This is a genomic window from Rhodoferax sp. (genome assembly GCF_028689305.1).
Classification (GTDB): domain Bacteria; phylum Pseudomonadota; class Gammaproteobacteria; order Burkholderiales; family Burkholderiaceae_C; genus Rhodoferax.
The window spans coordinates 1-13,575 of record NZ_JAQTWM010000090.1; the positions used below are offsets into that span (position 1 = coordinate 1).

Genomic DNA, 13,575 nt, shown 5'->3' on the forward strand with positions numbered 1-13,575 from the left:
GGGGTTCGGCCATGACGCGGGCAATGATGTCGGTGGTGCCACCCGGGGCAAACGGTACCTGCAGCTTGATCACCTTGTTGGGGTAACCCTGTGCCAGGGCGGTGCCAGAGGCCATAACCAACAGACCTGCAGCGATAAGAGTTCGACGATACATGGGCAAAACACTCCTGAAAAAGCAAAACCAGCATGGTACCCCCCGTGAAGCAGCTTGCGGTGCCGATGGCGACCTAGGACAAACCCGGATCCGTTCGTACCGCGCGGTGGCGCTGGCTGGTATTCTTGGGTGGTGAACTTCGCCCAACTGCTTTTCCCCGACTTTTCCCTGATCCTGATCGGCTACCTGGTTTGCCGCTTCACCCCGCTGAACCGGCCGGTGTGGACGCAGGTGGAATCACTGGTGTATTTTTTGCTGTTCCCGGTGCTGCTGTTCCAGTCCATCACCCGCAGCCCGCTGGACCTGGGGGCGGCCAGCAACCTGGTCGGTGCCGGCTGGGCCCTGGGCCTGGGAGGCATTGCCCTGGCCTATTCGGTGCCCTACTGGCCGGGACTGCGGGGCCATATCGCCTTGCGGCAACACGCGGCCAGCGCCCAGGTGGCCTTCCGCTTCAACTCCTTCATCGGGCTGGCGCTGGCTGACAAACTGGCGGGCACCCCCGGGCTGCTGGTGATTGCGCTGCTGATCGGGGTGAGTGTGCCGCTGATGAACATTGGTGCGGTGTGGCCGATGGCCCGCCACGCCCAGCGCGGCTTTTTCCGGGAGCTGGTGCGCAACCCGCTGATCATCGGCACAGCCAGCGGGCTGGCCGCCAATCTGCTGGGTCTGACCATTCCCGGCTGGCTGGAGCCGACCGTGAGCCGCCTCGGCGCCGCCTCCCTGGCCTTGGGCCTGATGGCGGCGGGCGCCGGCATGCAGCTCGGTGCACTCAACCACGCCAAGTTGCTGGCCGCTGCCCTGCTGCTGATCCGGCACCTGCTGATGCCCTTGCTGGCCCTGTTGCTGTCGCAGCTGTTTGGGCTGAACCCGGTGCAGACCACGGTGTTGCTGATGTTCTCGGCCCTGCCGACGGCGTCAAGCTGTTATGTGCTGGCAGCGCGCATGGGTTACGACGGGGCTTATGTGGCGGCACTGGTGACGCTGTCCACCGTGCTGGGCATCGCCAGCCTGCCGCTGGCACTGGCGCTGGTGCCGTGACGGCCATCCGCGCCAGATAGCTATAAAATCAATAGCTATCGACGCTTATTCCAACCGGGCTAGAGGGTTAAAACACCAATATGCTGGGCCAACGCCCAGGCCACATGCTCACGCACCAGGGCGCTTGGGTGTTCGGCCCGCTGCGCCAGCGCGGCGGTCAGGACGGCGGGATCCAGCGCCGGCTCGCGCGGCTGTCCCGGCGCGGCGCGCAGGGCATTGCCCAGTGCCACGGCGATGTTGCGCAACCAGCGCTCATGGCCGATGCGGCGGATCGGGCTGCCTTCGGTCCGACGCAGAAACTCGGCTTCGCTCCACCCCAGCAAACTCACCAATTGGCTGTCGGCCAGACCGGCGCGGGCATCAAAATCGGCCAGCACACTGCGCTGGGCAAACTTGTTCCAGGGACACACCAATTGGCAATCGTCGCAACCGTAGATGTGGTTGCCCATCAGCGCACGCAAGTCCAGGGGAATCGGCCCGGCGTGCTCGATCGTCAAATACGAGATACAGCGCCGGGCGTCGAGCTGCTGCGGCGCAATGATGGCCTGGGTCGGGCAGACGTCGATGCAGGCGCGGCACTGGCCGCAATGCGCACTCACCGCAGCGCTGGGCGGCAGCGCCACATCGACAAAAATTTCACCGAGAAAAAACATCGAACCCGCCGAGCGGCTCAACAGCAAAGTGTGTTTGCCGCGCCAGCCCTGGCCACTGCGCGCGGCCAGTTCCGCCTCCAGCACCGGGGCCGAATCGGTGAACACCCGATAACCCAGTGGCCCCAGGGCGGCGGCCAGTTGCTCACTGAGTTTTTGCAATCGGCTGCGCAGCACCTTGTGGTAGTCCCGTCCGCGGGCATACAGCGACACCACGGCTTCACCCGGCCGGTGCAGGCGGCCCAGTTCCACCGCCTGCCAGTGTGCCGGTGTGGCAGCGGGCAGGTAGTCCATGCGGGCGGTGATCACACTCACCGTGCCCGGCACCAGTTCGGCCGGACGCGCACGCTTGAGGCCATGCGCCGCCATATAGGCCATGTCACCATGAAACCCCCGGGCCAGCCACGCGGATAATCCGGGTTCTGCCGCTGACAAATCCACGCCAGCCACACCAATTTGGGAAAATCCCAGCGCCCGCCCCCAGTCCTGGATTCTGGAGACCCACTTGCTGCCATCGATATGTGTTCTGGAACTGTCCACCTGCCCATTGTAAAAACCGCGTTGTGGCACAACGAACAAGCCACGCATGACTTTGCCACCGCGCTGGCGGCGCAGGACGCGCTGCGCCAGGCCTTCATCGAGCTGCGGGGAGACCTGGGTGCCGGCAAAACCACGCTGGTGCGTCACCTGCTGCACGCGCTGGGCGTGACCGGCCGCGTCAAAAGCCCCACCTACGCGGTGGTGGAGCCTTATGAGCTGCCCGGACTCAAGGTCTGGCATTTCGACTTTTACCGCTTCAGCGATCCCCGCGAGTGGGAAGACGCCGGCTTTCGCGACATCTTTGCCAGCCCGGGCCTGAAACTGGCCGAATGGCCCGACAAGGCCGCCGCCTGCCTGCCGCCCGCTGACCTGGTGCTGCAGTTGCAGGTGATCGACGACGATGTGCGCCAAGTGACCCTGACGGCACAAACCGGCATCGGGCTGGCGCTGTTGCCGGCCCTGAGCGGCAGCGGCGCATCCGCACCGGCGGCAACACCATGAAACGCCGCCAACTTATCCAGCACGGTGTGCTAGTGCTGCTGCTGGGAACCCAGCAACTGGCGCGCGGCGCCACCATTCTGGCGGTGCGGGTCTGGCCTGCGCCGGACTATTCCCGCGTGACGATCGAGTCCGACACGCTGCTGAGTTTTCAGCAAAATTTTGTGGCCGACCCACCGCGCCTGGCCGTGGATGTGCGCGGCATCGACCTGAACCCGGCGCTCAAGGAGCTGGTGGCCAAGGTAGGTGACAACGACCCCAACATCCGCGGCATCCGGGTCGGGCAGTTCAGCCCCGGTGTGGTGCGGCTGGTGCTGGATCTGAAACAACCGGTGGCGCCGCAGGTGTTCACCCTGCCGCCGATTGCGGCCTATCAGCACCGGCTGGTGTTTGACCTGTATCCGAGCCAGGCCATTGATCCGCTGGAGGCACTGATTGCTGGGCAGCTCAAGGACAAGCCTGCTGTGGCGGCCACACCGGCTCCGGTGGCCGACCCACTGGGCCAACTGATCGCCCAGAAAACCGCTCCAACACCGGCCGCCGCGGGCCGTAGCAGCGCCCCCGGCCAGGCCACATCCACTACAAATTCAGTAGCTACAAGTGCAATCAATACGCGGGCTGAGGCCCAAAAAAGCCTAAAACCTGGTGACATCGGCAGCCGCAGCCCGGCCAGCGCGGCGGCGGCGACAGACCGGCTGATCATCATCGCGCTGGACCCCGGCCACGGTGGTGAAGACCCGGGGGCCATCGGCCCGGCCGGCACCCGCGAAAAGGACGTGGTGCTGCGCCTGGCGCAGCGGCTGCGTGAACGCATCAACACCAGCGTGGTCAATGGCAACGCCATGCGGGCGTTCCTGACCCGTGATTCCGACTTTTTTGTGCCGCTGCATGTGCGTGTGGACAAGGCGCGCCGGGTGCAGGCCGACCTGTTCATCAGCCTGCATGCCGACGCGTTTTTCACGCCACGCCCACAGGGTGCCAGTGTGTTTGCCCTGAGTGAGGGTGGCGCCTCCAGCGCCACCGCACGCTGGATGGCCGCCAAGGAAAACAAGGCCGACCTGATCGGTGGCCTGAACGTCAAGGCCAAGGATGCCCAGGTCAAACACGCCCTGCTGGACATGAGCACCACCGCCCAGATCAAGGACAGCCTGCAACTCGGCGGCGCCATGCTCGGCGAGATCAAACGCGTGGGCAAGCTGCACAAACCGAGGGTGGAACAGGCCGGGTTTGCCGTGCTCAAGGCGCCCGATATTCCGAGCGTGCTGGTCGAGGCCGCCTTCATCAGCAACCCCGATGAAGAAACCCAGCTCAACAGCGATGCCTACCAGGAGCAACTGGCCGATGCGCTGATGCGTGGCATTGAGGCGTATTTCTCGAAAAACCCGCCGCTGGCGCGCAACCGCAGCGTTTAGAACTTGTCCGCCAACCATCCGGGGTCGCTGGCGAACACCACCGACGACTGCCGCTGCAACACCTGCGCGCGCGACGGCGGCACACAACCGCGCTGCATCACACAGTAGCTGGCGCTGGCAATGGCCTGGCGCAGCAGGTCTTTGGCGACTGCCGCCGACACCGGCTCCGCCCCCCAGCTGGTCGGCAGACCATGCTGCAGCAGCGCCGCCACCAGCCCGGCCAGAAAACAGTCCCCGGCGCCCACCGTGTCCACCACGACCACGGCCTGTGACTCGCGCGCCCGAAACAGCTGGCCGTGCCGGGTCAGCAACACCGCCCCGGCACCGCCCAGCGTCAGGGCCAGCACACAGGCGCGGCTGGCCTGCAGCAGGTGCTGCGCCTGGGCCAGGGCATCGGCACCGGGCAGGTTCAGGCTGGCCAGGTCTTCGTCGCTGGCCTTGATGACGTCGGCGTACTGCAAGGCTGTCATCACATGGCGGCGGTACGACTCCAGATTCGGCATGACCGAGGGGCGCAGGTTGGCATCCACCACCACGGTGCGCCCAGCCTGGCGCTGCGCCGCCAGCCAAGGCAGATAGGTTTCGGCGTCGTCCGGCGACAGCGCCAGTGCACCGGTGCAGACCAGCGACAACTCGTCGGCCTGGCGGCAAGCCTGCGTCAACGCTGCAGCACTGGTGGCACGGTCAGCCACCCCCTCGCGGTAAAAGGCGTAGTCAGGGTGTCCTTGGGCATCGACATTGACCACCGCCAGCGAGGTGACCTGTGGCACTGCCTGCGGCACCGCCAGTTGTGCGCCGTCCTGCCGCAAGGCGCTGGCCAGCTGACGGCCAAAGCGGTCCCGGGACAAAGGGTTGAGGTACAGCGTGGGGACACCCTGGCGCGCCAGGGCCCGTGTCAGGTTGTAGACGGCGCCGCCCAGACAGGGCTCAAAGCGGCCGTCAGCACCGGCAATCAGGTCAATCAGGGCCTCACCGGCGGTCGCCACCCGGGCAGAGCAGGAAACATGCGGCAGATCAGGGTTTTCCATAACTAAAACAACTTGATTTAATAACAACGACAGGACTATAGTCCAGCCACGCTGAACGAACAAGCGTAATTTCCCGCAGTACCCACCGCAGGAAAAAATGAGTCACCCCAAGCAACCCGGCCCCAAGCCTGCAACCAACGAGGACACGACATGAAACTCTCCACCCAATTGATTCTGAGCACCCTGACCCTGGCCACCAGCGCCGCCTTTGCCGCTGATCAGCCCGTGATCGGCCTGATCACCAAGACCGAAACCAACCCCTTCTTCGTCAAGATGAAGGAAGGCGCGCAAGCCGAAGCCAAGAAAGCCGGCGCCAAGCTGATGACCGCCACCGGCAAGAAAGACGGCGACACCGCCAGCCAGATCACCGCGTTGGAAAACATGGCCGCTGCCGGGGCCAAGACGATCCTGATCACGTCCACCGGCGATGCCATCATTCCGACCGTGAAAAAAGTGCAGGCCAAGGGTGTGCAGGTGATTGCGCTGGACAGCCCATTTGAAGGTGCCGATGCCCTGTTTGCCACCGACAACTACAAAGCTGGCGTGCTGATTGGCCAATACGCCAAGGCCGCGTTGGGTGGCAAGCCCGCCAAGATCGCCATGCTCGACCTGTTCCCAGGCCACCCGGTGGGCGCCCAGCGCCACAACGGCTTCATGAGCGGCTTTGGTCTGAAGGCCAATGACGCCAAGTCCAACGAACTCTCCAGCACGGCCGAGACCGTGTGCGCTGGCGACACCGACGGCAACCAGGCCAAGGGCCAGACCGCGATGGAAAACTGCCTGCAAAAGAACCCTGACATCAACGTCGTCTACACCATCAATGAACCCGCTGCGGCCGGTGCCTACAACGCGCTGAAGAAGGCCGGCAAAGAAAAAGGTGTGATCATCGTGTCGGTCGACGGCGGCTGCCAGGGTGTCAAGGACACCGCGGCAGGCAAGATTGCAGCCACCTCGCAACAATACCCACTGAAGATGGCCTCCATGGGTGTGGCTGCGGGCGTGGAATACGCCAAGACCGGCAAAAAGGTCTCGGGTTATGTCGACACCGGCGTGACGCTGATTGCCAGCAAAGCGGTGACGGGGGTGGACAGCAAGGACACCAAGGTTGGCCTGGACCTGTGCTGGGGCAACAAGTAAACCAAGCGTCGCCCATGGTTGGGCTCCTGCTGGCGACACCCACGCCGCAGGAGCCCACACTGGGTGAAACACCCTGGCGTGTGCTGTCACGTCGGAAATAGTGAACATTTCTTCAAGCGGAGTCCGTGATGTCCACGACGAACAAACGCCCCATTCCCTGGGGAGCGCTGGGCCCCTGGATCGCGTTGGCGATCACCTGCCTGTTTTTCACCACCCAGTCCAATCGTTTTCTGAGCGGCGAGAACCTCTCGCTGGTCTTGCAGCAGGTGATGGTGGTGGGCGTATTGGCCATTGGCCAGACCCTGATCATTTTGACCGCCGGCATTGACCTGTCGTGCGGCATGGTGATGGCCCTGGGCGGCGTCGTCATGACCAAATTTGCCGTGGATTACGGCCTGAACCCCTACGCAGCGATAGCCTGCGGCCTGGGTGTCACCACCGGTTTTGGCCTGCTCAACGGCCTGCTGGTCACGCGCATCAAACTGCCGCCGTTCATCGTGACGCTGGGCACTTTGAACATTGCCTTTGCCATCACGCAAATCTATTCAGAGTCGCAGACCGTCACCAATCTGCCCGAGGCCATGACCACCTTGGGCAACACCTTCAACATCGGCAGCACCGAAGTCAGCCTGGGCACCGTCACCATGCTGCTGCTGTACGGCCTGGCCTGGTTTGTGCTGCGCGAGACCGCTCCCGGCCGCCATCTCTACGCTGTCGGCAACAACCCCGAAGCGGCCCGCCTGACCGGCATCAGCGTGGACCGGGTGCTGGTGATTGTTTATTCGCTGGCCGGCCTGTTTTACGGCATTGCCGCCATGCTGTCAGTCGCAAGAACCGGTGTCGGTGACCCCAATGCCGGGCAAACCGAAAACCTCGATGCCATCACCGCTGTGGTGCTGGGCGGCACCAGCCTGTTTGGCGGACGCGGTGTGATTTTGGGCTCCCTGGTCGGCGCGGTGATTGTGGGTGTGTTCCGCAATGGCCTCACCTTGATGGGGGTGGCCTCGGTTTACCAGACATTGATCACCGGCATTCTGGTGATTCTGGCGGTAGCCGCCGACCAGATGTCGCGCAAAGGAGCCCGTTGATGAACACCACAACGAATCAACCCCTGGTGATGCAGACCAAGGGCATCGTCAAACGTTTTGGCCAGGTCACCGCGCTGGACGGCACCGACTTCGAGCTGCGCGCCGGTGAAATCATGGCCATCATTGGTGACAACGGTGCTGGTAAATCGTCGCTGATCAAAACCCTGTCGGGGGCCTCAGTGCCCGATGAAGGTGAGATCTTGCTGGACGGCAAACCGGTGCACTTCAAATCACCCATCGATGCCCGGCGCGCCGGGATTGAGACGGTCTACCAGGACCTGGCCGTGGCCCCGGCCATGAGCATTGCCGAAAACCTGTTTCTGGGCCGCGAGCTGCTGCGGCCCGGCCTTCTTGGTCAGTGGCTGCGCCTGCTCGACAAAAAGGAAATGCTGACGCAAGCGATCACCAGGATGCAGGAACTCAAGGTCGGCATCCGCTCCATGACCCAGGCGGTGGAAACCCTGTCCGGCGGCCAGCGTCAATGCGTGGCCGTGGCCCGCGCTGCAGCGTTTGCCCGCCATGTGGTGATCATGGACGAGCCCACGGCTGCTTTAGGCGTGAAAGAAGGCAACATGGTGCTGGAGCTGATCCGCCGCGTGCGCGACAAAGGCCTGCCGGTGATCCTGATCAGCCACAACATGCCGCACGTGTTTGAGGTGGCTGACCGCATCCACATCCAGCGTCTAGGCAAACGCGCCGCCGTGGTCAACCCCAAAACCGTCAGCATGAGCGACACCGTGGCAGTGATGACCGGGGCCAAAACGGTGGACGAGCTGCCGGCCGACGCCCACGCCTGACCCCCCCGACTGAAAGTCCACATGCTCAAAGGCATCCATCCCCTGCTCACCCCCGACCTGCTCAAAGTCATGATGGAAATGGGGCATGACGACGCCCTGGTGCTGGCCGATGCCAATTTCACCGCCGCGAGCCTGGCCGCAGGCAAGCCGGTGATCCGCCTGCCGGGGGTGTCCATGTGCGACACCGTGACCGCCGTTCTGTCTTTGCTGCCGCTGGCCACCGACGTGGCCCACCCGGTAGCGTTCATGGCCATCAGTGGTCAGACCAACCACTACCGGTCGGCCCTGCAGCGGGAAGTGATGGCGCTGCTGGAGCCCGAACTGGCGGCCAACCAAAGTGTGGAAGCCATTGAGCGTTATGCCTTTTACCAGCGCACCCGTGCGGCCTATGCCATTGTCCTGACCGGTGAAAAACAGCCTTTTGGCAACTTCCTGTTGCGAAAAGGTGTGATCGGTGAAAATCTGCAGCCATGACTCCACCGCGCCCCGCCTCCGCTGACCAGCCCCCCACCCTGTTGCGTCCGCGTGGTTCCAACCATGTGGGTATGCGCCAGTTCAATGAACGGGTGGTGCTGCAGGCGATCCGGCTCAACGGCAGTCTGCCCAAGGCTGATCTGGCCCGCCTGACCGGCCTGACGGCACAAACCGTTGGCCTGATCACCACCCGGCTGGAAGAAGACGGGCTGATCCTCAAACAAAGCCGGGTGCGCGGGCGCATCGGGCAGCCCTCCATTCCGCTGGCACTCAATCCGGACGGCGCCTTTTCGATGGGCATCAAGATCGGCCGGCGCAACGCCGACTGGCTGCTGATGGACTTTACCGGTGAGGTGCGCCAGCGCCACAGCCTGGATTACGAGTTTCCCGACGTCAGCACACTGTTGCCAACCATCGCCGACCACATGAATACCATGCTGGACTCGCTCGGTCCGCTGAAAAACCGGCTGGTGGGGGTCGGCGTGGCGGCACCGTTCCAGCTGGGCGGCTGGCACCGCATGCTGGGGCTGTCCGAGGCTCAGTCCGAGACCTGGAACCAGATCGATCTGCGCGCCCAGGTGCAGGCCATGACGCCCGCCCCCGTGAGTTTTGCCAAGGACACCTCCACCGCCTGCGTGGCCGAACTGGTGGCCGGCCGCGGGCGTGACCTGAAGAACTTCCTGTACCTGTTTGTCGACACCTTCGTCGGTGGCGGCCTGGTCATCAATTCACATCTGCATGGCGGTGTCCATGGCAATGCGGGTGCGGTGGCCTCGCTGCCCATGAGCCTGGCACAGGGCCGTACACCACCCGACCAGCTCATTGCCCATGCCTCGCTCTGGGAACTGGAGCAACGCTTCTTGGCTCGTCAGCTGGACCCCCATGCCGCCTACGACGAACGTGCCCTCAGCCCGCCGTTTGAATCCGAGGCGCAGGGCTGGATCAGCCATGCCGCCAATGCGCTGGCCCACACCGTGGTCAGCGGCACCGCCTTTCTGGACATTGACGCCGTGGTGATTGACGGCTCTTTCAGCCGTGCCCTGCTGGCGCAGCTGATCGACGCGACCCAGGCCGCGCTGCAGCGCTACAACTGGGAAGGCCTGTGGAGCGCCAACGTGATTGCCGGCACGATCGGTCCCGACGCCCGGGCGCTGGGCGGCGCCTTGCTGCCCTTGCACGCCAACTTTGCACCAGACCAGGACCTGTTTCTGAAATCCAGAGACTAATTGGCCTCTACCCCACGTCAAACATGCATAGTAAGCTATATTTTATATAGCAATCCAGATCACCCGCCCGCCGCTTTGACAGCCGCATGAGAAAGGCCACACCCGACCGGGCTTCGGGTGTAAAGTGATTTTTTTGCCGGAGAGGGTGTGATGGAATTCAAGGACTATTACAAGATCATGGGCCTTGAGCGCCATGCCACGCAAGAGGACATCAAGCGTGCGCATCGACGGCTGGCGCGCAAGTACCATCCCGATGTCAGCAAGGAGCCCGATGCCGAAGCCCGCTTCAAGGAACTCGGCGAGGCCTATGAAGTGCTCAGGGACCCCGACAAACGCGCTGCCTACGACCAGCTGGGCGCCAACTGGCAAGGCGGGCAGGAATTCCGGCCACCACCGGACTGGAACGCCGGTTTTGAAACCAGTGGCCGGGGATTCAGTGACGCCGATGCCCCCGGGTACAGCGAGTTTTTCGAGTCCCTGTTTCGCCGCGGGTTTGGCGATGTCCACCCGGGCCGCCAGAGCGGCAGCACCTTTCAGGCGCACGGAGAAGACCATCACGCCAAAATCCTGATCGACCTGGAAGACAGTTACCAGGGCGCCCGCCGAATGCTGACGCTGCGCCTGCCCGAGGTGGACGCCCAGGGACATGTGGGTCTGCGTGAACACACCATCGAGTTCACGGTGCCCAAGGGGGTGTATGCCGGGCAGCGTATCCGCCTGGCCGGGCAAGGAGGGCCGGGCATCGGACAGGGCCAGTCGGGTGACCTGTTCCTGGAAGTCGAGTTCCGGCCCCATGCCCACTACCGCGTCGACAAGCTCGACGTGTATCTGGATTTGCCGGTGGCGCCCTGGGAAGCCGCGCTGGGTGCCCAGATCGAAGTCCCGACACCGAGTGGTCCGGTCGAGCTGACGGTGCCCGCTGGCTCAGTCAACGGGCGCAAACTGCGTCTCAAGGGGCGCGGTATTCCGGCGCGCCATCCAGGTGATTTTTACTTTGTGCTGAAAATCGCCCTGCCACCAGCAGACAACGAAGCGGCCCAATCGTTTTACCGCCACATGGAAAAACAGTTCAACAGCTTTCACCCACGCAGCCAACTGGGAGCCAGACCATGAGTACCCCAAGCGCACTGCCGCCCGCAGGCGGCCCCTTGCTGGCGCCGCCCAGCGAACTGACGCTGATCGACATCAGCCGCAGTTGTACGGTGTCAGCCGAGTTCGTTCACGGACTGATCGAGGAGGGTGTCATCACGCCCTTGGCTGGTCATGCGCCTGAGAGCTGGCGCTTCAGTGGTACGCAGCTGCGTCAGGTCACGGTGGCGTCACGCTTGCAGCGCGACCTGGGTGTCAATCTGGCTGGCGCCGCGCTGGCACTGCAATTGCTCGACGAAATCGAAACCCTGCGTGCGCAGATCACGCGCTCAGGCTGATTTCAGCCGGGCACGCAGGGCACCGGCCATGATGACCAGACCCGGGATCAGGATCATCGCCCAGATGATCTTGTCCAGATGCAGTTTGACCCAGCTGATGTTGCCGAAGAAATAGCCGATGGTGACAATACCAATGACCCACAGAGCGCCGCCGGTCACGTCAAACAACAGGAAACGGCGGCGGGTCATGCACGCCACCCCGGCGACAAACGGTGCAAAGGTGCGCAGGAACGGCATGAACCGCGCCGCCACAATGGTGATGCCGCCATACTTTTCGTAAAACGCATGCGCCTGTTCAAACGCCTTTTTGTTGAACCAGCGGGAGTCTTCCCAGCCAAACACCTTCGGCCCGAAATAGCGGCCAATGGCGTAGTTGGACTGGTTGCCCAGAATGGCCGCTGCCAGCAGCAGCCCGACCGACAGCGGGTAACTCATCAGGCCGACGCCACACATGGCCCCCACCACAAACAACAACGAGTCACCCGGCAGAAACGGCATGACCACCACACCGGTTTCAACAAAAATGATCAGAAACAAGACCGCATACACCCAGGCGCCGTAGTTCTGCACGAACACCTCCAGGTGTTTGTCAACGTGCAGGATGAAGTCCAAAAGAGTCATGATGATGTCCATGGGCTGGATTATCTCTGCTCGAACAACACCGCCATGGCTACGAACAATATTTCACATAACGAAATATCCATGAGCAATTTGAAATATTCACTGATTTTTTGATATTCATCAACCAATCATGAATACAAAACCTAGGGTTTACCCTAGGTCAAAAATACAATCAAATCGTCACAAAGGAGTTAACGATGGACATCCTGCTACAAGTTGCTGTCATCCTGGTCTGCCTGTTTTATGGGGCCAGAAAAGGTGGTGTCGCGCTGGGGCTGCTGGGCGGCATCGGCATCGTCATCATGACGTTTGCCTTCAAACTGTCACCGGGCAAACCACCCGTGGATGTGATGCTGACCATCATCGCGGTGGTGGCCGCTTCGGCCACCCTGCAAGCCTCCGGTGGGCTGGAAGTGATGCTCAAGGGCGCTGAAAAGCTGCTGCGGCGCAACCCCAAATATGTGTCCATCCTGGCGCCGTTCACCACCTGTGTGCTGACCATGATGTGTGGCACCGGGCACGTGGTCTACACCATGCTGCCCATCATTTACGACGTGGCCATCAAGAACGACATCCGCCCTGAGCGGCCCATGGCTGCTGCCTCCATCTCCAGTCAGATGGGGATTCTGGCCAGCCCGGTGTCAGTGGCGGTGGTGGCGCTGGTGGCCTTTCTGGCCAAGGCCCCGGTGGCTGACCATGTGATTGACTTTGTCCAGGTGCTGTCCATCACCATTCCGTCCACACTGGCTGGTGTGTTGATGATTGGTATTTTCAGCTGGTTCCGCGGCAAGGACCTGGCTGACGACGAAGAGTTTCAAAAACGCATCGCCGACCCGGAGCAACGCCAGATCATTTATGGCGACAGCGCCACGCTGATGAACAAAACCCTGAGCAAGAGCCAATGGACCGCCATGTGGATCTTTCTGGGTTCGATTGTGGTGGTGGCCTTCCTGGGCGCCTTCCCGGCGCTGCGGCCCCTGATTGGCGGCAAGCCGCTGAACATGGTGCTGACCATCCAGATGTTCATGCTGTTGGCCGGCGCACTGATGATCATCTTCACCAAGACCGACCCTGCCAGCATCGGCAAGACCGAGGTGTTTCGCGCCGGCATGATTGCCGTGGTGGCGGTGTTTGGGATCGCCTGGATGGCTGACACCGTGTTCGAGGCGCATCTGCCCGAACTGAAAGCCGCACTGACCGAGCTGGTCAAAACCCAGCCCTGGACTTATGCGATTGCCTTGCTGCTGGTGTCCAAGTTGGTGAATTCACAAGCTGCTGCCGTGAGCGCCATGGTCCCGGTGGGTTTGGCCATTGGGGTGCCGCCCGGCTACATCGTGGCCTTTGCCGCTGCCTCCTACGGTTATTACATCCTGCCAACCTACCCCAGCGACCTGGCAGCCATCCAGTTTGACCGTTCGGGCACCACCCACATCGGCAAGTATGTGATCAACCACAGCTTTATCCTGCCCGGGCTGATTGGTGTGG

14 protein-coding genes and 1 pseudogene are annotated in these 13,575 nt (G+C 62.7%); 11 read left to right on the top strand and 4 right to left on the bottom strand.

What is annotated here, in order from left to right; translation table 11 throughout:
- A pseudogene (locus PHW99_RS15255) lies at positions 1 to 154 on the bottom strand (ABC transporter substrate-binding protein); the annotation flags it as partial.
- A gap of 132 nt (positions 155 to 286) precedes the next feature.
- Between PHW99_RS15255 and PHW99_RS15260 the strand changes: the two are divergent.
- A complete protein-coding gene (locus tag PHW99_RS15260; protein ID WP_300179403.1) occupies positions 287 to 1,192 on the top strand; it encodes an AEC family transporter in 906 nt (301 codons plus the stop codon).
- Between the two features lie 59 nt (positions 1,193 to 1,251).
- Here the strand turns inward: PHW99_RS15260 and queG are convergent, their stop codons facing one another.
- The gene (gene queG, locus PHW99_RS15265) at positions 1,252 to 2,334 is read right to left on the bottom strand and encodes a tRNA epoxyqueuosine(34) reductase QueG (RefSeq protein ID WP_300179440.1); all 1,083 of its coding nucleotides are present in this window, start codon (positions 2,332 to 2,334) and stop codon (positions 1,252 to 1,254) included.
- Between the two features lie 27 nt (positions 2,335 to 2,361).
- On the opposite strand from queG, the gene tsaE reads away from it, so the two are divergent.
- Positions 2,362 to 2,883: a tRNA (adenosine(37)-N6)-threonylcarbamoyltransferase complex ATPase subunit type 1 TsaE gene (gene tsaE, locus PHW99_RS15270; protein WP_300179406.1), complete on the top strand. Its 522-nt coding sequence runs from the start codon at positions 2,362 to 2,364 to the stop codon at positions 2,881 to 2,883.
- Entirely contained in the window at positions 2,880 to 4,292 is a 1,413-nt protein-coding gene (locus PHW99_RS15275; protein ID WP_300179409.1) for an N-acetylmuramoyl-L-alanine amidase, read from the top strand. Before tsaE ends, PHW99_RS15275 begins: the two co-directional genes overlap by 4 nt.
- Here PHW99_RS15275 and PHW99_RS15280 read toward each other — a convergent pair.
- Positions 4,289 to 5,320, bottom strand: a complete 1,032-nt coding sequence (locus PHW99_RS15280; protein WP_300179412.1) for a PfkB family carbohydrate kinase — start codon at positions 5,318 to 5,320, stop codon at positions 4,289 to 4,291. The two genes, PHW99_RS15275 and PHW99_RS15280, sit on opposite strands and share 4 nt — an antisense overlap.
- A gap of 150 nt (positions 5,321 to 5,470) precedes the next feature.
- Here PHW99_RS15280 and PHW99_RS15285 point away from each other — a divergent pair, with 150 nt between their 5' ends.
- The 7 genes from PHW99_RS15285 (at position 5,471) to PHW99_RS15315 (ending at position 11,469) form a co-directional block, all read left to right on the top strand.
- Positions 5,471 to 6,457 carry a sugar ABC transporter substrate-binding protein gene (locus PHW99_RS15285; RefSeq protein ID WP_300179415.1) on the top strand — a complete coding sequence of 329 codons (987 nt, stop codon included), beginning with the start codon at positions 5,471 to 5,473 and terminating at the stop codon, positions 6,455 to 6,457.
- Between the two features lie 128 nt (positions 6,458 to 6,585).
- Positions 6,586 to 7,545, top strand: coding sequence for an ABC transporter permease (locus tag PHW99_RS15290; protein ID WP_300179417.1), 960 nt, complete (start codon positions 6,586 to 6,588; stop codon positions 7,543 to 7,545).
- Positions 7,545 to 8,342, top strand: coding sequence for an ATP-binding cassette domain-containing protein (locus PHW99_RS15295; protein WP_300179419.1), 798 nt, complete (start codon positions 7,545 to 7,547; stop codon positions 8,340 to 8,342). The genes PHW99_RS15290 and PHW99_RS15295 overlap by 1 nt, the downstream gene beginning before the upstream one ends.
- A 21-nt stretch (positions 8,343 to 8,363) precedes the next feature.
- The gene (locus PHW99_RS15300; protein WP_300179422.1) at positions 8,364 to 8,816 is read left to right on the top strand and encodes an RbsD/FucU domain-containing protein; all 453 of its coding nucleotides are present in this window, start codon (positions 8,364 to 8,366) and stop codon (positions 8,814 to 8,816) included.
- Positions 8,813 to 10,042, top strand: coding sequence for an ROK family transcriptional regulator (locus PHW99_RS15305; RefSeq protein ID WP_300179425.1), 1,230 nt, complete (start codon positions 8,813 to 8,815; stop codon positions 10,040 to 10,042). Before PHW99_RS15300 ends, PHW99_RS15305 begins: the two co-directional genes overlap by 4 nt.
- Before the next feature lie 150 nt (positions 10,043 to 10,192).
- Complete coding sequence (locus PHW99_RS15310) at positions 10,193 to 11,155, top strand: DnaJ C-terminal domain-containing protein (RefSeq protein ID WP_300179428.1); 963 nt, start codon at positions 10,193 to 10,195, stop codon at positions 11,153 to 11,155.
- Positions 11,152 to 11,469, top strand: coding sequence for a chaperone modulator CbpM (locus PHW99_RS15315; RefSeq protein WP_300179431.1), 318 nt, complete (start codon positions 11,152 to 11,154; stop codon positions 11,467 to 11,469). The genes PHW99_RS15310 and PHW99_RS15315 overlap by 4 nt, the downstream gene beginning before the upstream one ends.
- On the opposite strand, the gene PHW99_RS15320 is transcribed toward PHW99_RS15315, so the two are convergent.
- Positions 11,461 to 12,102 carry a VTT domain-containing protein gene (locus PHW99_RS15320; protein ID WP_300179434.1) on the bottom strand — a complete coding sequence of 214 codons (642 nt, stop codon included), beginning with the start codon at positions 12,100 to 12,102 and terminating at the stop codon, positions 11,461 to 11,463. The genes PHW99_RS15315 and PHW99_RS15320 overlap by 9 nt on opposite strands.
- Positions 12,103 to 12,287: 185 nt before the next feature.
- Here PHW99_RS15320 and PHW99_RS15325 point away from each other — a divergent pair.
- Positions 12,288 to 13,575 (top strand): anaerobic C4-dicarboxylate transporter (locus PHW99_RS15325; RefSeq protein ID WP_300179437.1); only part of this gene is annotated, 1,288 nt, incomplete at its 3' end.

Bases quoted from the DNA above. Each gene is read 5' to 3' on its own strand.
- PHW99_RS15315 (WP_300179431.1), top strand. From the start codon at position 11,152: ATGAGTACCCCAAGCGCACTGCCGCCCGCAGGCGGCCCCTTGCTGGCG.
- PHW99_RS15320 (WP_300179434.1), bottom strand. From the start codon at position 12,102: ATGGACATCATCATGACTCTTTTGGACTTCATCCTGCACGTTGACAAA.
- PHW99_RS15295 (WP_300179419.1), top strand. From the start codon at position 7,545: ATGAACACCACAACGAATCAACCCCTGGTGATGCAGACCAAGGGCATC.
- PHW99_RS15275 (WP_300179409.1), top strand. From the start codon at position 2,880: ATGAAACGCCGCCAACTTATCCAGCACGGTGTGCTAGTGCTGCTGCTG.
- PHW99_RS15300 (WP_300179422.1), top strand. From the start codon at position 8,364: ATGCTCAAAGGCATCCATCCCCTGCTCACCCCCGACCTGCTCAAAGTC.
- PHW99_RS15280 (WP_300179412.1), bottom strand. From the start codon at position 5,320: ATGGAAAACCCTGATCTGCCGCATGTTTCCTGCTCTGCCCGGGTGGCG.
- PHW99_RS15305 (WP_300179425.1), top strand. From the start codon at position 8,813: ATGACTCCACCGCGCCCCGCCTCCGCTGACCAGCCCCCCACCCTGTTG.
- tsaE (WP_300179406.1), top strand. From the start codon at position 2,362: ATGTGTTCTGGAACTGTCCACCTGCCCATTGTAAAAACCGCGTTGTGG.
- PHW99_RS15310 (WP_300179428.1), top strand. From the start codon at position 10,193: ATGGAATTCAAGGACTATTACAAGATCATGGGCCTTGAGCGCCATGCC.
- PHW99_RS15285 (WP_300179415.1), top strand. From the start codon at position 5,471: ATGAAACTCTCCACCCAATTGATTCTGAGCACCCTGACCCTGGCCACC.
- PHW99_RS15290 (WP_300179417.1), top strand. From the start codon at position 6,586: ATGTCCACGACGAACAAACGCCCCATTCCCTGGGGAGCGCTGGGCCCC.